Genomic DNA, 18208 nt, shown 5'->3' with positions numbered 1-18208 from the left:
GTCAGCGGCGGGTTCTGGAGGTGGCGGGTGATACAGATGGAGGCACGGGCAGTGCGTCAGGCGGCCGGGTCCGGTGATGGGGAGAGGGAGACGGCGCACGGCGTGTGCCAACGGCCGCCGCAACGAGCAGGTCGGCGTCCCGGTGCAGGTCGCCGGCCGCGTCGGTCAGGTGCCGGTGGGCGCTGTGGAGCCGTTCGTCGAGGACCGTGCGTGCGCGGCTGAGGGCCTGGGCCCGCTCCGGTGTGCGTGGGTCGGCGCTGATCTCATGGAGGAGGCCGATCTGGACGACGGCCTCGCCCAGCTTGGCCAGGGCCCAGCCGAGAGGATCAGCCGCACGGGTCATCAGGACGACCTTGTGGTGGGCAACGGAGTCCGGGGCGCCGGTATGCTGCCTCACCGCCCGGCCATGGACGGCGGCTTCATGCGCGAGCGAGGCGAAGATGCCCGCAACGACATGGACTTGGTCTTCTACCTCCTCGCTGATGCTGGCCAGCGAGTGGGCGGACTCCGGGGCAGGCAGGTCGTCGGCGGCATGGTGGATGCGCTCGGCCAGCGAGTGCAGATGCGCTGCCTGGTCCAGGCCGGCGAGCGGACCGGGCGGCTCGGTCGGCGTCACCGGGTGCGACCAGGCGGGGGCGCCACCGCCGTCGGCAGCCCGACGCCGAAGCCCGCAACCGTCGCCTTGGTCGTCTGGCGTACGGGAGGGCGGGGAGCCAGGGCGCGCATGCGGTCGGCGGCGACGTGGAGGTCTTCACCGAGCCCACGCAAGGTGGACGCGGCGTCCTCCAGGTCGTAGTGGGGGTCGAAGGCGTCGTCGTGGTCGGACTCCTTGGCCTTCTCGGCTGCCGCTTCGAAGAACTCGGCGAGCCGCTCCAGCAGGCCGTCGGTCGGCTCCAGGACCTGGTCGGTGAGGTCGGCGGCGTGCTCGTACGACGTCGTGCCGTTGAGCTGGTCGGTGAGCACGAGCACCTGACGGCCGCACACGTAACGGCCGCTGGGATCGGTGGGGGTGGTGAGACCCGCACGGCGGGGACCGCGGGGAGTGGGAGGGACGTGGGCAGGGGGGATCTCCTGGAGCAGGGGAGGGGCGGCGAGGCCCGGGGCGGAACTAACGGCGGTGGGTGACGGGCGTCGAGCCCGGCAGCGCGGCGCGGGTGTTCAGCGCGGGCGCCGCGCCGGGCGGCGGCGGGGTGTGCCGGAGGTTCACGCCGATGCCGTGGGCGGCGAGCTGCTGTGCCACGGCCTGGATGCGCAGGGCCTGCCCGGCCGCGCCGTACGCGGCGGGCAGCAGGAAGGCGCCCTGGTGCGGGAGGTACTGAAAGCCGTGGATGTAGAGCGCGTCCCGGGCCTCGGCGGGCACCGTCGTGTACGGCGCGCGGAGGACGCCGTCGGCGTACCGGGTCAGTGTGAGGACCTGGTCGACCTCGGGCGGAGCGGGGCGCAGCGGGGGCTCGGGCCGGACCTGCCGGTTGTGGCGCACGGCCGCCAGGGCGCTGCGATAGCGGGGCAGGACCCGGCGGCTGACCGCGACGGCCGCCCGCAGCGGATCGTTGCCGACCTTGATGCCGTTGGGTTCCTCGACGCCGGTGAAGTGGTGCGGCTTGAGGCCCTCGTCCGGGGTGAGCGGAGCCACGAGGAACTGGTCGCGATACAGCGGACGGTCGATGACGCACAGCCGCTGGCCATTGGGGCCGGACAGTTGCGCGTCATGGCCCAGGACGAATACGTCGACGGCCCAATGGACGTGGCCGACGTCCCAGACCTCTTCGCCGAGGGGGAACTGGTCGCTGTATTCCACGTGTTGGCGATATGCGCTGTGCCAGTGGCCGGGCAGACGGGCAGCGAGCGCGTCGGCGAAGGAAGCGAGGTCGGCGCGGGATGCAGGCATGGGCTCCTTGGAGGCGAGAGGCAGGGCTGCCGGTGCGCGTCGCGCGGACGGGCGTCGCTCCGGCTGCCTCCGGGATGGGGGCGATAGCTGGGCGGAGCGCCGGGCGCGGGGCGATTCAGGGGGCGTCTTGAGAGGGTGATGCTGGCGTTGGTGCGTCGCTGCCTCTAGCGGTGGCGTGCGCTGGGCTGGGGTGGCGGGGGCGCCGGGCTCTGCTGCGGGGTCGGTGCTGGGAAGTGCTGGTGGAGTTCGAGGTGGATTTTGAGTTCCTTGGCCGCGTCGCGGAGCGATTCCGATGTGCGGCGCAGATAGGCGCGCGCCGTGGCGTGGTTGATGACCATGCGGTTCTTCCGGTACTGCCGGTCGGTCGGGCCGGGGGACCGGGGCAGGGCAAGGGCGGTCTCCGCGGTCTCGGCGAAGTACGGTGCGGCCTGGCTCGACATGGTGGCTGCCGTCGCGAGATGGGCGAGAACGGCACTGCCTGCACGGTTCGTGCTGTGGGTGCTCCGGGCGAAGTCGACAGTCAGTTGTACGACGTCGCGGGAGAGGGCCTGTGCGTCGGCGGCGTGCTGGAGCAGTTCCGAATAGGACGGAGTGGCCGGCACGCGGCCGGTCTCGTCAAGTAGCTCTGATTGCTCGGCGGCGGCGAGGAGTTTGGCCTTCATGACATCGAACGCGTCGATAAGGTGGAGGGTAATGTTGCGGGGTATCAGGTCGCGCTGCACATCGAAATTCATGGAACTCCCGGACCCTTCAATGCATTCGGGAATCCGTATCGAATAGGGCCAGTTCGTGCGGATGGAGCTGATGTTGGACGATGAAGGATCTGCCTGCGACCTTCCAGAGGCCGCGTCCGCGATTGAGGTGGGCGATCGCGTCGCCCTCCACCGAAGTGAGGCCCAAAAGGGCTGCTGCGGCCTGGAGTTGGTCGGTCTCCTGGCGGTAGATGATGCGGGTGGAGCAGTCGGCGAGCAGACCTTCGGCCAGCGCCCTTCCGCGGGATCCGGCATCGCCGGCGGTGAGTAGATCGCTGAGCCGGTGGATGACCATGAGGTTGGCGATGCCCAGGCCGCGGCTGAGTTTCCACTGGGACTGCATGCGCTGGAGCAGTCCGGGGTGGCGCATCAGGCGCCAGGCTTCGTCGTAGACGATCCAACGACGGCCGCCGCCTGGGTCGGAGAGTGCGGACTCCATCCAGGCGGCGGCGCAGGTCATGGCGAGGACGAGTGCGGTGTCGTCGCCGGAACCGCCCAGGCGGGACAGGTCGATGGTGAGCATCGGGCTGTTGGGGTCGAACATCACGGTCGAGGGGGCGTCGAACATGCCGGCCAGGTCGCCGTGGACGAGGCGGCGCATGGCGTGGGCCAGGTCGCGGGAGGCGTCGCCCAGGTGTCCGGACATCAGGCCGCCGACCGCGTCGAGTTGGTCGGGGCTGTTGAGCATGGTGGCGATGTCACCGAGCAGCGGGGTGCGTCCGTTGGCGGCGGCGCGGGTGACCACGGCGTCCAGGGCGACGTCGAGGCCGGTGTGCTCCATGGGCAGCAGGTCCCGCCCGAGGACGGTGCGGGCAAGGGAGCCGAGCAGCAGCAGGCGCCGTTTGCGGATCTCGTTCGCCCAGTCCGTCTCGGAGACCGACGGCGGGCGCGGGGCGGCGTCCAGCGGGTTCAGTTTGCCCGGCAGGCCGGGGCCCAGCGCGATGGAGGTGCCGCCGAGGGCGGCGGCCACCGGAGTCCATTCCCCCTTGGGGTCACAGGGCACGTAGACGCGGTAGCCGAAGGCCACCGAGCGCAGGGCAAAACTCTTGGCTAGGGCGCTCTTGCCCTGGCCGATCACCCCGGCCATCAACACGTTCGGGTTCGTGAAGCCCTCGACCTTGCCGTACAGGGCGAACGGGTCGAAACAGAAGGATGCTTCGGCGTGCATGTCGCGGCCGATGTAGATGCCTTCGGCGCCCAGTCCGCCCTCGGCGAGGAAGGGGTAGGCACCGGCGACGGTGGCGGTGGTCATGCGGTGTGCGGGCAGCTTGAGCTTGCCGCCGCGTGCCGAGGCGGGGCCGGGGCGGCCGTGGGGCGGGAAGAGAGCAGCGGGCATCTCCTGTTCTGCCGGCTCGGTGCCGGAGGGGTGCTGGGCGGCTTCGGCGCGTGCCTTGGCGGCGGCCTCGGCGAGTTGGCGGCGTGCGGCCTTGCGGCTGGCGCGGTCGGTGCTGTGCGGGGTGAACAGTGGAGAGGCCGAGGCGCGGCGGGCGCGCCGGGCGGGCCGGTGGGTCATGGCGGAGCGGCTTTCAGAGGACGGCGGGCGCGGTGGAGCCCGTGAACCAGTACGGGCAGGCGCCATTCAGGAGGCGGGAGTTACTGGACACAGGTGGTGGTGTGCGCGGGCGCGGGGCGGGTGAGGTCGCTGGGGGTGGTGGTGCGGCGCACGAGGTGTCCGGCGGCGAGGTGGCGCTGGCAGATGGTCAGCACCGGAGGGCCTTCGGGGAGCCGCTCGGGATGGCACTCCGCCTCGTCCACGGACGGTTCGTGGACGGGCGGTATGAGGTGGAAAGCGTCGTGGACGGCGGCGCTGGCCTGCCACAGCCGGGTGCCCGCGGTGGCCAGGTGCCGCCCGGCCGCCGGATGCGGGGGCCGCGTCGAGGCGGAGAGCCGGTCCAGCAGCTGGTGCAGCGCGATCAGATGGGAATGCAGTACGTCGAGGTGGCCGCGATCCGCAGGATCGGGACCAGCTTGGCCGCGGGGGGACAGGGCGCGGGTGTGGTGGCGGACGCCGGCACTGGCGGCCCGCAGATACGGGTGGGCGTCGGCGAGCGGAGAGGGAGTGGTCAAAGAGGAGTCCTTCGTGCCGGGCGGCAGGGGGCTGGGGGAGGTCAGCGGGCGCGGCCAGGCGCTGACGGGGGCGGTGCTGGAGGCAGGAGCGGGCCGCACGCCCGTGCGCGGCGGGCCAGGACGCGGGCCTGTTCGCGGCGCAGGTCGATATACGTCCCAGGCCCGCGGACGCCGGGGTGGCTCTGGCCTGCGACGAGGTCTTCCTCGCCGTGGCGGGAGGTGCCGGGGCTGCGGACATCGTCCAACCACTGCTGGAAGGACGGCAGTTGGCTCAACTTCTGGTAGGCGTCGTCCAGGTCGGCGCCGTTGACGACGAACAGCCAGGGAAGCTGGCCCTCGTCGGCGCCGGGACCGCGCAGAGCGAGGGTGAAGGCCCGGCGTGGCGGGTCGGCGACCAGCACTTCGAGCTGCGCCACAAGGGTGTCCAGGGTGTCGCTGGCCTCCAGGGCTGTCTCCAGGCGGGCGTCGTCGTACGCGGCGTACTGTTCCTCGATCACCTCCTCGCCCATGGTGCGGTGGGCGTCCAGCCGCTGCTGGTGGCGCCGCTGGAGTTCCTGCACCGGGGCGAGCAGAGTGCGGAGTTCGTCGAACAGGTATCCGGGGCGCGGGAGGGGCGTCACAGCGCGGTCCGGGCGAGCGGGAGCGCGCCGAGGGTGAAGGCGTCGGGCTGCTGGTAGAAGAGCCTTCTCAGGTCGACCTGGGCGGTGACGGCGGCGGTCTCGATCTGCGCGCACGCCGCGTCCAGCAGAGTGTCGGTCTCGGCGGAGACGGTGAGCAGCCCGGTCAGGGCGACGTCCGCGTGCCCGGCGATCAGCTGGCGCTCGCGGTTCTTGACGTCGGCGTACTCGACGCTGTCGGCCTCGGAGTCGACCTGTCCGCGCCGCGAGCGTTCGGCGGCGTCCGAGATGATCGCGGCCTTCTTGCGCTGCACGTCGCGCATCGCCGACTCCAGGCCCTGGGGCACGTATGTAAGGGACAGGCTGCGCCGTACTCCGGCGGTGAACATGAGCCCGTGGAGGAATCCGGCGCCGGTCTCCGTGCGCGGCCAGTCCTCGACCCAGTAGGTCGCGTGCCGGGCGGAGTCGGTGGCGAGGCGGTCGTACTCCTCGACCTGGACGACCGGCCCGGCGGCAGCGGGGTCGGCTTCGGCGCGCCCGCTCTGGGACCACTGCTGCAGTCCGGAGAGCGCCTTGGGGTCGTACGCGGTGCGGATGACGGCGGCGATCTCGCGGGCACTCAGCCAGCTGGTGACCATCAGCCCGGCGCTGCGGGCGGCCTGGGCGATGGCGCTGGTGGTCTGCTCCATCACGGTGAACGCGCCTGGGAAGCCCCCGCCCGCCTGGGAGATGAGGCGCTTGGCGGCCTTGAGGTCTAGGGAGATGGCCAGGTACGCCTCGTGCGGGGCGGCGGCCGGGCCTGCGGAGGCGACGAGGTCGGAGTACACCTGTCCGGCGACCGGGGTGTTGGGGTAGCCCTGTTGGGTCCAGTGGCGGGCGAGGGTGTCGCCGCTGTCGGGCACGGTGCGCTCCAGCACCTGCACCGAGGCGACGTGTCCGGTCCGCGCGATGCCGGCCAGGGCTCGTCCCCACCCGGTGACGTTGTGGTTCTGGGTGGCGGGGTCGAGCAGGGCGAAGGCCCGGGAGGAGACGCGGGCGACGGCGGTCAGGGTCTGGTGGTGCGGGTCGTGGACCGCGGCGGCGCCGCCTGCCGAGTCGGAGGGGGTGACGACGCGCAGGGAGGCGGCGGTGCCGGGCAGGTGGAGGGTGCCGTCCTGGCGCGGGCGGGTCACCGGCCGGGCGAGCCACAGGGTCTGCCCGCTGCTGCGGCGCCGGGAGAAGCGGACGACGATCGGCGCCCAGTCGATCAGAGACCGGCCACCCCGGCGGATGGCGACCAGGGCGGCGACTGCGGCCCACAGCGGGGTGAGCACGACCGCGCCGAGCAGCCCGGTACTGACGACGGTGACCAGCAGCAGCGCCAACGCCGAGGAGACGAGGACGAGTTGGGGAAGGGTGAGGCCGAGCAGGATGCCGCGCTTCGATCTGTGGGGGAATTTGACCGTGAGGGGAGTGATGGAGAGATCAGACAAGGGCCGTTCCGGTGGTGCGCGGGCGGGGCCGGGGCGGCACGCACAGACAGTGGTGCGTGCCGCTCCGGTGCGAAAGGGGCAGGGTCAGATACCGGTGGACGGAGGCGGCGGAGGGGATGCTCCGGCACCCGGCGAGGAAGCGGAGTTCGGCGTGGGGGGCGCGCCCTGCGGCGGAGGCGTGGTGGAGCCTGCCGGGTTCGACAGGAACCCGCCGCCGGACGGGGAGCCCGAGCCTGAGCCGGGTCCGCCCTGGCCGGTGCTGCCGCCGAACTGGCCGCTGGTGTCATCGCGCGTGCTCGTCGGCGGAGGCTGAACGGCCTTTTCCAGACCGTCCTTCATGCCCTGGCTGCCAGAGGAGCCGCCGGAGCCCTGGCCGCCACCGGTGGGGTTGGCGGCAAGGTCGCCGGGGAAGCCGCCCCCGGGGACCGAGTCGGGCCCTTGCGGGGCGGCGCCTGCTCCGGCTGCCGCTCCGCCGGTTCCGGCGGTGGCCGCCATCGCGGCGGCCTTGCGGCCCGCGCGCTCGGTGTGCTGCCGGGCGAGCTGGGCGCCGGCACCGCCTGCACGGTGAATCGTTTCGCCGTCCGAGCCCTCTGCTGCCCAGTGCACGAACTTGAACGTCGCGTACGGGCACAACAGGACCAGCACCATGATCACGATGCCGGACATGACGTCGGCGAGCGCGGCCAGGCCGTTGGAGGCTTCGGTCTTGCCCATGGCGGAGATGCCGAGCACGAAGATCACGGTCATCAGGAGTTTCGAGACGACCAAGGTCGCGGTGGCTTCGATCCAGCCGCGCCGCCATCGGCGGGCGACTTCCCAGCCGCCGCCGGCACCGGCGAACACCGCCAGGGTGACCATGACGAGGATGCCGACCTTGCGGACCATCATCACGCACCAGTACAGGAACGCTCCGATGGCGGCTCCGATGGCGGCGAAGACCGCCACGAGCCAGCCCAGTCCGGCGAGTGCCGGGATCGCGCTCACCTTCACGATGCGCCGCACGGCCGATTCGATCGACAGGTGCGACGCCTTGAACAATCCGTCGGACAGGGCGTCGACGACTTCGATGGCGACGGTGGTCAAGGCGATGGCGCTGAAGGCGAAGATCACGCCGGATGCGGTGCCGGTGAATGCCTGGGTCAGGGCCTCGCCATCGCGTTTCATCGCGGCGCGCACCAGCTGGGCGCAGAACGTCGCGACCAGGATCACCAGGCCGATCGGCAGCAGCATCTCGTAGTTGTCGCGGAACCAGCCCGCGTTCAGATCGACGCGGGTGGTGGCGTTGACGGCCTTGGCAGCCAGGTCGGCTGCGGCGGCGGCGAGTTCGCCGGAGGACTTGGCCATCCAGTCGCCGATGACCTTGCCCGGATCGCTGGCGAAGTCGATGGCGCCCTTGGCGGTGCCGGCCGCACCGCACACCTTGTCGGCGAGGGGGATATCGCAGAAACCCACGGGGAGTTGGCCTCCTTTCTTGTGTCAGGCGCGGGTCACTGCGTGACGTTCGGGGCGATGGCGGCCAGGGTGCAGTCGTGGCTGGGGCGGCACTGGACGGCCAGGGTCACGGCGCGGTCCTCGGCTCCTTGGCCGCCCTTGTTCCAGGCGATCTGCTGCTTGCCGTTGACGGTGACGACGTAGACGTACGCCTTGGTGATCGCGGACGGGTCCTGGGCCAGGGCCGCCTTGAACGCGGAGGGGAAGTGGCCTTCGGTGACCGTCGCGCTGGCGTGCTGGTCGTTGTCGGCCATGCGCGACCACAGGGTCGGATCCGGGACCTGAGCGGTGACCGATGTCCAGTCGGCGTACGTGGATTCCGTGGTCATCCACGCGCTCATGCCGGCGAGCTGCTGGTCGCGGGTCGTGTTGCGGGTGTCGTAGGACCAGAGCATCTCGGCGGCGGCCTTCGCGTAGGCGACGGGCTCGGCGACCTGCGGCGGCCTGGGCACCGACCCCGTCCCCGTGGTGGCGGGCTTCGGAGCGCTTTCACCGGGGCCGGTGCTGTTCGCGGCAGAGGGCGAGCCGGACTCGGAGTGGCCGCTGCCGTTGCCGCCTCCGGTGAACAAGGCGACGCCGGCGGCCAGCGCGAGCAGGACGGTGAGGCTGATCGCGACGATGGCGATGCGGCGGTTGGCCGACCAGCCGACGCCGTAGGAGGACAGGGAGAAGGAGGGGAAGCGCTTTATCACTGGACCTGCGACCCCAGCGTGCTGAAGAACGCGACAATGCCATTGGCCGCGCCCAAGCCGAGGGCTGCGCCCGCGGCGACGATGGCGCCCTTCTTGCCGTTGGCTTCTGCCTGGTGGCCGCCGGTGTGGTGGCCCCAGGCCCACACGCCGAGCGAGACGGCCAGGGCTCCGACGACGGCGATGATCCCGAACATGTTGATGCTGTTGACCACGTTCTTCAGCACGCTCACGCCGGGCAGGCCACCGCCCTGCGGGGAGATGCCGGGGTCGTAGGCGAGCGGGATGACGTGGTCTGCGAGAGGTATGGGCATGGGTGTGGCGGGACTCCTTGCGTGCGCAGGCCGGATACGGCCCGGCGAAAGGGGGAAGAAGAGGAAGGGGAGTGGCGCGAGCGGCGCCGAGAGAGGCCGGTCCGGCCCGCGCGGTGCGGGGATCCCGGGCGGAGGGCGGCGTCAGAGGACGCGGCGGACGGCGAGAATCGCCCAGTCCTTCAATGGGGTGATACGTACCGGTTTGCCGGTCCTTGGGGCTTCGATGACGAGGCCCGCCCCCATGAACATCCCGACATGCTCGGGTACGGCAGCCGTGCCGCGGCTGAAGATCAGGTCGCCGGGCTGCAGCTTGTCGGGCGAGACGGGCTTGCCCTCGTTGACCTGCGTGTACGTGGTGCGGGTCAGGTTGATGCCGGCCTTGGCGTACGCCTGCTGCATCAGACTGCTGCAGTCGCAGCGGCCCATCGGACCGGGGCCGCGGGAGTTGGTGCAGCTGCCGCCCCACTGGTAGAGCGTGCCGAGCTGGTGCATCGCCCAGTCGATCGCCGTACGGGCCCTGGGGTCGGCGTCCTTCGGGATGGCGTAGCCCTTGGGCACGCTGCCCTCGGGGATGCGCCCGTAGGAGGACCCGTCCTCGGCCGGACCGCAGCCGGACGCCGGGGTCTTACCGTCCTTGGGCTTGTCGCCGTCTTTGGCGGGCTTGCCCTTCTCCCCGCCGGGGAACGTGGCGGCGATGGCCTTCTGCAGGGCGGTGGCCAGCGGCTCCCACTGCGCGTACGCGTCCGGGAAACCCGACTTCTGCACGACCTGGGCGGCCTGGGTGACGGTCATCTGCTGCCACCCCTTGACCTTGAGCAGCGCCTTGTAGAACTGCTCCGAGGCGTAGACCGGGTCGCGGATCTGCTCGGCGGTGCCCCAGCCCTGGCTGGGCCGCTGCTGGAACAGTCCGAGGCTGTCGCGGTCGCCGGAGCCGAGGTTGCGCAGGCGTGATTCCTGCATCGCGGTGGCGAGTGCGACGATCTGCCCGCGCTTGGGCACATCGAGCGAGATGCCGGTGGCGACGATGGTCTGGGCGTTGGGGACCTGCTCGGCGGGCAGGGTCAGGCCCTCGACCTTCACGTCCTTTCCGGACGCTCCGTCGAGGATCTTCGTCACCTGCTTGGTGACTGCGTCGGTGTCGACGTCGTGCAGGCAGTTGCTGAATGAGCGGGTGGTTGCGGCGGCTTCGCTGGAGGCGGCGGCCACCATCATGGCCGTGCCCGCGAGCAGTACGGGGGAGAGGAAGACGACGCCGATGCCGACGGCTATCGCCTTCAATCCGGCACGCCTCCCGGCGGCGGAGTTTCAGGCAGGGGAGGGTAGAGAGGTGTCACGAGGGCGTCCTTGAAGGGTGAAGTCCAGTCCGCGCGGGCGTGCTTGGGGAAGGCCGCAGCGGCCGGTGGCGGGTAAATCAGGGACCGGCGCACGCGGCGAGTTGCACCTCGCTTGCGTGCGCCGGTCAGGCTCAGGTGGGGCCGAACATGGTGGACCTCGGTTCGTGAGGGCAGGGAGAGGAGAGCCGTCGGCGGGTGCTGCCGGGCTCCAAAACAGTAAGCGCAGATCCCCGGTGGACGGCATAACGCTCCGTCAGAAAACAATTCCACGGGAATATCGCCCAACGGCACCGCTCCACCGGGAATCGTCCCCTACAGTTTGGGCTCCTCCCCCTCGCGCCCCGCATCGCGGACCGTAGGCATTGGCATGCCAGTTCCGCCGGGTTTCGTGTGCGAGGCGGAGTGATTCAACCCATTCTCACCCGAACCGAATTGGGGTATTCTCTTTGCCTTTTTCCCTGCACCAGGGCGACGCGCTGAGCGTGCTTTCCACGCTGCCGGACCACTGCGTGGACTCCGTCATCACCGACCCGCCGTACAACTCCGGCGGGCGGACGGCCAAGGAGCGCACTAGCCGCAGCGCGAAGCAGAAGTACACCTCGGCCGATGCGCAGCACGCCCTGCCGGACTTCACCGGCGAGAACATGGATCAGCGCTCGTACGGCTTCTGGCTGACCCAGATCATGACCGAGGCGCACCGGCTGACCAAGCCCGGCGGCACCGCGCTGTTGTTCACCGACTGGCGCCAGATGCCGACGACGACGGACGCCCTGCAGGCGGCCGGCTGGCTGTGGCGCGGCGTGCTGGCCTGGCACAAGCCGCAGGCCAGGCCGCAGAAGGGCCGTTTCACCCAGAACTGCGAGTTCATCATCTGGGGCTCGAAGGGCGCCATCGACGGCTCCCGGAACCCGGTCTACCTGCCCGGCCTGTTCAGCGGCTCGCAGCCCAGCGGCAAGGCCAGGCAGCACATCACGCAGAAGCCCGTCTCGGTCATGCGTGAGCTGGTGCAGATCGCCCCGCCGGGCGGCACCGTGCTCGACTTCACCTGCGGATCCGGCTCGACCGGGGTCGCGGCCCTGATGGAGGGCCGCGACTTCATCGGCGTCGAGAAGACCCGAGAGTACGCCGAGGTGGCCAATGAGCGGCTATTGCAGACGATGCAACAAATGGGCAGCCAGGAGGACTTCGTTCTCGCAGGTCCTGAGGCCGAGTAACGGTATACGTTCTGTGGCCCTGGAGTACACGATCTGGGGATTCCCCGGCGTCCATGTTCGGCGCAACGATGATGCATCGGCTGGAACGCTGGAGGTGGACGGTGACGGGCATCGAGTCTCCGGGGCCAGCGGTCTTGGGACTGGCTGCGAATGTGCGGCCGTTGGATCCGGAGTCCACGGTCTTCCGGGCCATGCTGGAAGGCTGGGCCCGGCAGCAGCGAGCGCGGTTCTTGCAAGAGAGCGGCACGATCGCGCCGCGGCTGGCCTTGATCCGGCGGATGGCGGATTTCACGGGCCAGTACCCATGGCAAGCTCGATTCCGGACCCGCCCGCCGCCATGACCTGTGCACGTTCCTGACCTGGGCGCACCGCCGGGGTCTGACCGGCGCACACGACATCACCCCAGTCGGCTACTCCCGGGGCAGTCGGTTCCTCGCCGACGACGAACGCTGGGCGTAACTGCGCGAGTGCCTCAACTCTGACGCCTTTCCGCTACGTGTTCGCGTCGGCAGAGCACTCGCCCTTCTCTACGGCCTGCCAGCCAGCCGGATCCGGCACCTGACCGCAGCCGACCTCCAGCAGAGCGGGACCGAGAGCTACCTCCGCCTGCGGACCAGCACGCTCTTCCTCCCACCCCGCATGGCCCACCTCCTCGCCGAACTTGCCGACACCACCCGGGATGAACCACCGGTGCCCCCCTTGGCCGCAACGCAGCAGTGGCTGTTCCCCGGCAACATCCCCCGGCCAGCCGATGTCCGCACCCGGCTTCAGCCTCCTCATGCGCCGACACGGCTTCCACGTTCAGCCCGCACGCATCGCTGCGCTTGTCGCACTCGCCGAGAAGTTGCCGCCACCCATACTCGCTGGGTTGCTGGACATCTCGATTGACACTGCGCACAGGTGGGCTGCCTACACCCAACCCAACTGGTCCGCTTACCTTGGCGTCAGAGACCAGGACGCCACGGGCGACACCAAGGAACAGCCTGCAATATTCACACTCCACCGGCAGGAACTCGGCTTTTGCAAACACTGCAACAGATTTTGTCCCAGGGTGGTTTTGTCGTCACGTTCTAAGCGCTATGGGTCAATCTGTGCCCTTATCATCGACTACCCGCTTTCCAGATGAGAAGTGGTCGAACCGGAAAGGTTGAACCCCGACCAATACGGCATCGTGGTCATCACTGCGATGCCGATCTGGGGGCTCCTGAAGTCGGGGTTCCGCGAAGCCTTCTGGGTGGTCAGGTTCTGCTGCAGAGGTTGAAGTTCCATCTCGGCCATAGATTCTTCGCCCCATCTCTCGGTCCAGGCATAAGGTGGGGCAGTCTGTTTACGGGAGCGGGGGACGGGCGAGTCGCCTAGCGGTAGACGTCCCCCCATCCAGGCCGCGAACCGCTCGGCGTCGTACCAGGAGACATGGGTCACCGGGTCGTTGTCCGCTGCATCGAGCGGCGGACCGCCTTCTGCGCTCAGGGAACCTGTCATGTCTCCTGGCGGCCGCCATCGATCGCGGACGCGCTCTCCTGCAGGGTGGACTCCCCAGCCGATCCCACCACGCCACTTCGTGTCCGCCAGGAATTCCTTGAAATCCCCGACCGTGACAACCCTAAGTTGTTGGCTAGTCGTTATGGCTCTATAGCGGCGACCACGGAGGAGCTGCGGCACGAGGAAGCGGTTGATGTTTGAATCGAACAGCAGGTTGAGTCGTGACAAGAGAGCGGCCCTATTGGACAAGATTTCGGCGGCCAGGTACCTGGCGAGGAAGAACTCCTGCCACGAGAAGTGTGTGAACCTCAAGCAGCCTAGCTGATCGGAGCTGAGGAACCCCGCTAGTTCGGCGAGTCTGTCCAGTTCCGGAGACACCTGCATGGGGCGCATGAAGGAGGCCGAGCGCTGCTCCAGGTATGTGAGGAGTGCCGACCAGTCTCGACGTTCGGCTCGCTCAAGGAGCGGCACACTCCGTTTCCAAGCGAATGCCACCTGCTCATAGATCTGATCCAGGGAGAGCTCGTGGGCCTTCCCCCGGGAGGTCCGGCCTAGAGTGACTAGTAGCTGGATCAACTGGGGAGTGAGTTCTATGGGCAGCGGCCAACCCACACTGGCGAACCACTCATCTGAAACCCCCTGCTGGCGTAGAAACGCCTCGGCTTCGTCCTGCTCCACAGCATCGATCCCTAACAGAGTGGACCCCGTGACATCAGGGTCGATCACCTGCCGCACCGCGAACTCTGTTTCCTCCATAAGGGCACGCTGTTCGGTTGCATGGCTGGGATCTGAATAGTTGAGCGCGACGGCTCGGCAGCAAACGACGATGCGGACGTTTGACCCAAGGGAGGTGAATGCCTGGTGGAGCACACGGCGTGATGAGTCGAAGCCGGTAGCCGTCAGTGCACCGACTTCATCCAGGTCATCGAGGATGACCACAACGTCGGTGGCCCCGCCGCCGATACTTTCCCTCAGTCGTTGAGGGAGCGGTGGATGGGCAAAGCGGAGCAGGGACATGGTCGTGTCGCTGACCGCGCTCGTGTCCTGTCCTGCATTGTCCAGCACTCGTCGCGCGGACACGCGTACCGGTACGGGGCCGTTCGGTTCCTGGGCCAGTTCATGTGCCAGCCACATGGCAAGCATCGACTTCCCGTACCCGACGCCGCCAACGACCGTGCTCAGACGCTGTGTCGAGGTAAGCCATGTTCGCAGGGCCTCACGGGCGTCAGCCGTGCCATGGGAAGGCTGCCAGATCGTGAGCGGTAGCAAGGGGCCTCGCAGCAGGCTGTCGCAGGCGAGACGGACGTCCCGCCGGTATGCGACCTCCTCACGGTCATCGGCCGCGGCCTCGCCGCCTCGTTCAGCGTCATATCGTGCATTCCACAAGCGTCGTAAGGCTTCCACCTGGGCCTGCGGCGGACGCTGTTGGGAATCACCCAACGCCCACAAGGTTGTGTAGACCTGGGCCCACTGCATGATGAGCTCGCCCTTGAAGAGGCGGCTGAGGGTGGCCAGGGGTACTCGCGTCGGCTGCACGTGCGGCCCAGTCAGTGGTGCCGCGCCTTGCACCTGGTGACGTTGCATCAAGCTGTCTGTGCGGGCAGCGATTTCGCGGAGCGACGGTGTCCCTGCTGTCTTGCGCAGTTGACTCAGTAAGTTCGCCACGGAGCTCGCTTCGTGACTCTCATCTTCCGTGCGTTCCGGTCCCGTCACTACCGACTTCCTTACTCACAGCGCATCCCCGGTCACTGCGTGTTCCATGCTAGCGGACCGCGAACCAGCGTGTGCCGATCCGTTCCAGCTTGACGCAGAAACGGCCGGCACGGCCGGAACGGAGGCATGGTCGATTTGCGACCAGGTTGCTGGTCCGAACCAACGGCGAAGGGAGGCAGATGTGATGGCCAGGGAGAAGCGAGCGGGGTGGGCCACCGCGGTGTTGGGTGTCACAGCAGTGGTGTGTGGACTTGTGCTCGGTGACGTGATGGACCCCGACCGCGCAACCGCAGTAGCGACAGTGGCCGGGGCCGGGATTGCCGTAGCAGTCCGCCTTCGTGAGCGCCGGCCCCACGCCGGGCGAGACGGATCCGCCTCGTCGTCACCCCCCGACGGAGGAGGGCCGGATCTATCCTCTGCGGAGCGTTCGTGACCTGCGACCCCTAGGCGTCTTCTCTCCTTGTGCCGACAGGAATACCGCCGAGGAGGAATAACCGCGCTCCGCCAGTAGCCGACCGGCTGACCGAGACCGCGCAACAGACTCTGCCCCAGGACGACTTCGTCCTGTCCGCCTAGGGCTTTCCCGCCGCCTGGCACGGGCGATAGCGGAGATTTGATCCGTCCGTCCCGTCCCCCGTGCCGCGTGCCGCGTGCCGCGTGCCGCGTGCCGCGTGATGCGTTATAGCACCGGATCCCCGGTTAGCGAAACCGGGGATTCTCCGGATCGTGGAGCCGGCATTCACACGCCATCGGCTGCGGCTTCAAGGAGACCCATTTCGTGCCCGAATCCATAGACCTCCCCGACGACGGGGAAAGGGAACCTGTCCGGCTTCCGGCCTCGAAGCTGGAGAGCGTCGAAGCCACCGTCCGCAAGCTCATGGAGGATCAGGCCGAGCACGCCCGGCAGCTCGACGCCCTCTCCATGCCCCCGGAATCCTCACCGTTCGCCGCTTTCGGCCTGCCCAGCCTTCCCGGGATGCCCGGGGCGCCACTCCAGGCGCCGCCCGAGCCGCGCCCGATCCTGGAACTGGAGGGCGACGAGTACGAGGACGAGCTGGACGCGCTCTCCGACTGGGTGGACGGCTACCTCATCCGCATCTACGGCGCCGAGGTCACCACCGCGGCCCCGTGGTGCAAGCAGTGGCAGGAACACGACGACGTCGTCGCCTGGCTCCACGCCCTGTGGATGGCCTACCAGCAGCACAAAGACCCCGAAGCCGGGCCGTCCGCGATGTTCGTGTGGCACCGCGACTTCCTCACCCACTGCCTGGCCCATGTACGGGCGGCGGGCGGACCGCTCTCGGCCTGCCAGACCGACCCCGACCGCGACGCGCACCGCCTGCTGCCCGGCCCCGCCTCCTCCAATCGCTCCGCACGCACCGCCTCCGCGGACCAGCCGGAGCCCGGCGAGCCGGACCAGGCCGGCGCATGAGCGGGCCCGAGCACCGGCCCGCCTTCGGCCTCTCCTTCGACCCGCGCGCCCTGAGTGACCTCCTGGCGGCCCCCGGCGACATCCGCGACCTGGCCCTCGCCCAGCTCCAGGACGTCGTCAACGCCAAGCAGTTCGGTCCCAAGCTGCTCGGCGAACTGGCCGACTACCGCAAGCTGTACGTCGACAGCCGCAAAGCCTGGCGCATCGTCTACGCCCAGCGCCCCGCCCCGCCCACCTCGGCGCACCGCACCGAGATCCACGTGGTGGCCGTCCGCCCGCGCGACCGCCACGAGGTGTACAACGTCGCCCGCAAACGCCTGGGCATCACCCGCCGCCCCACCAGCGCGCTCGCCCACGCCGCCCGCTCCCGCTCGCCGCAGCTGGAGACACGCCGCGAAATCCCCAAGCCAGGCCCGCCGTACGCGCTGCCTGGCCTTCCCCGCCCCGCCCTGTCCCCGACCCCGAAGGACCGCACTCTTTGACGACCCACGTCCCCTCCGGCCTCGACCACCTCACGGCCGCGCTGCCCGACCGCACCTGTTGAGGCACCCAGCCCTCACGGCCCTTCGCCGCGTGAGGACCGAGGGCTTCCCGTTCGTCGACGCCTTCCACCAACACTGTTCCCCGCGCACGCGCTGCGCCGCTGGGGCCGTACACACCTGCCGCACCGCACGCCGGGCCAGCTGCTGGCGCAGGCCGACTGCTGGCTGGGCCTCGGTGCCGGTGGCGAGCCGCTCGCGCTGGTCTGCACGGGTCCCGTCAGCCGGGAGGCGGGCGTCTTCGACCTCGGGCTCCAGGTCGCCGACGCCCACCAGGGCCGCGGCATCGGCACCGCGCTGGCCCGGCACGCCGCCCAGTACGCCCATGCCCGGGGCGCCGACACCTTGAGCACCTACACCGAGGCATCCAACCCAGCGATGCTCCGCCTGCTGCGGCGTCTTGGCCCCGTCCGCGCAACGCGGCACGGCGCGCACCTCGACGTGCGCCTGCACCTCGGCGCGGGCGGCCTCGCGCACCGTTCCGCGCCCCACCCCAAGGAACCTCTCCATGCCCCGCAACGCCCCGCTAACCACGTCGCCGACTCAGCTTGATCACCGCATCGAGGCGGCCGTGGGCCACAGCGTCGACCGGCTGTGGCAGCACCGCGACCGCCACCTGCTCGACGCACCGCACACCCGCCTGGTCGACGCCCACCGCGCTCTCGTCCAGGCCGAGACCACCGTGGCCTTCTACCGCTCCCAGCTCAACGGCCTCTCCTCCGGCCACTACCCGGTCGATGGCGCACTGTTCGCGCGCATCGAGCGGACCCTCAGCCTGCTGGAGGAGGCGGCCCGTACCCGGGATGAGCGGCAGGCACAGGCCGTCGCCGCGCTCAAGCCGGTCGAGGCCGCCGCCCGGCACAACGCTCCGCGCGACGTGCCCAACCTGCCGGCGCCCGACATCGCGGCGCTGCTCGCCATCACTCAGGGCGCCAAGCTCCACCAGAACCTGCTCACGCAGCAGCTGTACGTCGTCACCGCCTCCGGCACCCGCCTCCCCTACAGCCAGCTCCAACGCCTCGAAGAAGACCGCCTGGTGGTGCGCGACACCTCCCACCCGGTCACCGCAGGCCAGCCCGTCACGCTGACCGACACTGGCCGCGCCGCCCTGACCGCCCCGCGCCCGGCCACGACACCGGGAGCCGCTCCCGCACCCCGCCCCGGTACCTGGCCTGCGGCTACTCCCGCCCGCCGCTGAACCCGC

At 69.7% G+C, this 18208-nt stretch carries 18 protein-coding genes; 5 read left to right on the top strand and 13 right to left on the bottom strand.

Features of this window, described 5'->3' with window-relative positions; translation table 11 throughout:
- Window position 1: 1 nt before the first annotated feature.
- The 12 genes from BX283_RS08905 to BX283_RS08850 form a co-directional block, all read right to left on the bottom strand.
- A complete protein-coding gene (locus tag BX283_RS08905) occupies window positions 2–616 on the bottom strand; it encodes a hypothetical protein (RefSeq protein ID WP_101387095.1) in 615 nt (204 codons plus the stop codon).
- Window positions 613–963: a hypothetical protein gene (locus BX283_RS08900; RefSeq protein WP_143676410.1), complete on the bottom strand. Its 351-nt coding sequence runs from the start codon at window positions 961–963 to the stop codon at window positions 613–615. The genes BX283_RS08905 and BX283_RS08900 overlap by 4 nt, the downstream gene beginning before the upstream one ends.
- A gap of 145 nt (window positions 964–1108) precedes the next feature.
- On the bottom strand, window positions 1109–1888 hold the full coding sequence (locus BX283_RS08895) for a hypothetical protein (RefSeq protein WP_101387093.1): 780 nt from the start codon (window positions 1886–1888) through the stop codon (window positions 1109–1111).
- A gap of 164 nt (window positions 1889–2052) precedes the next feature.
- The gene (locus tag BX283_RS08890) at window positions 2053–2622 is read right to left on the bottom strand and encodes a hypothetical protein (RefSeq protein ID WP_180357113.1); all 570 of its coding nucleotides are present in this window, start codon (window positions 2620–2622) and stop codon (window positions 2053–2055) included.
- Window positions 2623–2638: 16 nt separating this feature from the next.
- On the bottom strand, window positions 2639–4153 hold the full coding sequence (locus BX283_RS08885) for an ATP-binding protein (RefSeq protein WP_101387092.1): 1515 nt from the start codon (window positions 4151–4153) through the stop codon (window positions 2639–2641).
- A gap of 80 nt (window positions 4154–4233) precedes the next feature.
- A complete protein-coding gene (locus BX283_RS08880; RefSeq protein ID WP_101387091.1) occupies window positions 4234–4707 on the bottom strand; it encodes a DUF6238 family protein in 474 nt (157 codons plus the stop codon).
- A gap of 41 nt (window positions 4708–4748) precedes the next feature.
- Window positions 4749–5327: a hypothetical protein gene (locus BX283_RS08875; protein WP_101387090.1), complete on the bottom strand. Its 579-nt coding sequence runs from the start codon at window positions 5325–5327 to the stop codon at window positions 4749–4751.
- Entirely contained in the window at window positions 5324–6796 is a 1473-nt protein-coding gene (locus BX283_RS08870) for an SCO6880 family protein (protein WP_101387089.1), read from the bottom strand. Before BX283_RS08870 ends, BX283_RS08875 begins: the two co-directional genes overlap by 4 nt.
- Window positions 6797–6880: 84 nt before the next feature.
- Entirely contained in the window at window positions 6881–8248 is a 1368-nt protein-coding gene (locus BX283_RS08865; protein ID WP_101387088.1) for an ATP-binding protein, read from the bottom strand.
- A gap of 35 nt (window positions 8249–8283) precedes the next feature.
- Entirely contained in the window at window positions 8284–8979 is a 696-nt protein-coding gene (locus BX283_RS40560) for a hypothetical protein (RefSeq protein ID WP_180357112.1), read from the bottom strand.
- Window positions 8976–9290: a DUF6112 family protein gene (locus tag BX283_RS08855; RefSeq protein ID WP_101387087.1), complete on the bottom strand. Its 315-nt coding sequence runs from the start codon at window positions 9288–9290 to the stop codon at window positions 8976–8978. Before BX283_RS08855 ends, BX283_RS40560 begins: the two co-directional genes overlap by 4 nt.
- 141 nt (window positions 9291–9431) lie before the next feature.
- Window positions 9432–10568, bottom strand: a complete 1137-nt coding sequence (locus BX283_RS08850; RefSeq protein ID WP_101387086.1) for a C40 family peptidase — start codon at window positions 10566–10568, stop codon at window positions 9432–9434.
- 502 nt (window positions 10569–11070) lie between these two features.
- On the opposite strand from BX283_RS08850, the gene BX283_RS08845 reads away from it, so the two are divergent.
- On the top strand, window positions 11071–11838 hold the full coding sequence (locus BX283_RS08845; protein ID WP_101387085.1) for a site-specific DNA-methyltransferase: 768 nt from the start codon (window positions 11071–11073) through the stop codon (window positions 11836–11838).
- 1107 nt (window positions 11839–12945) lie between these two features.
- Here the strand turns inward: BX283_RS08845 and BX283_RS39785 are convergent.
- Window positions 12946–14985, bottom strand: coding sequence for an SUMF1/EgtB/PvdO family nonheme iron enzyme (locus BX283_RS39785; protein WP_180357111.1), 2040 nt, complete (start codon window positions 14983–14985; stop codon window positions 12946–12948).
- An 826-nt stretch (window positions 14986–15811) separates the two neighbouring features.
- Here BX283_RS39785 and BX283_RS08825 point away from each other — a divergent pair.
- The 4 genes from BX283_RS08825 (at window position 15812) to BX283_RS08810 (ending at window position 18202) form a co-directional block, all read left to right on the top strand.
- Entirely contained in the window at window positions 15812–16465 is a 654-nt protein-coding gene (locus tag BX283_RS08825; protein WP_257582299.1) for a DUF4913 domain-containing protein, read from the top strand.
- Window positions 16462–16947 (top strand): hypothetical protein, encoded by a 486-nt coding sequence (locus BX283_RS08820; RefSeq protein WP_101387083.1) that lies wholly within the window; start codon window positions 16462–16464, stop codon window positions 16945–16947. The genes BX283_RS08825 and BX283_RS08820 overlap by 4 nt, the downstream gene beginning before the upstream one ends.
- A gap of 135 nt (window positions 16948–17082) precedes the next feature.
- Entirely contained in the window at window positions 17083–17556 is a 474-nt protein-coding gene (locus tag BX283_RS08815; RefSeq protein WP_306822861.1) for a GNAT family N-acetyltransferase, read from the top strand.
- Window positions 17513–18202, top strand: coding sequence for a hypothetical protein (locus BX283_RS08810; RefSeq protein WP_101387082.1), 690 nt, complete (start codon window positions 17513–17515; stop codon window positions 18200–18202). Before BX283_RS08815 ends, BX283_RS08810 begins: the two co-directional genes overlap by 44 nt.
- The last annotated feature ends 6 nt before the right edge of the window (window positions 18203–18208 follow it).

Source organism: Streptomyces sp. TLI_146, from assembly GCF_002846415.1.
Taxonomy (GTDB): domain Bacteria; phylum Actinomycetota; class Actinomycetes; order Streptomycetales; family Streptomycetaceae; genus Streptomyces.
This window is presented reverse-complemented; position numbering and strand designations above follow the sequence as displayed.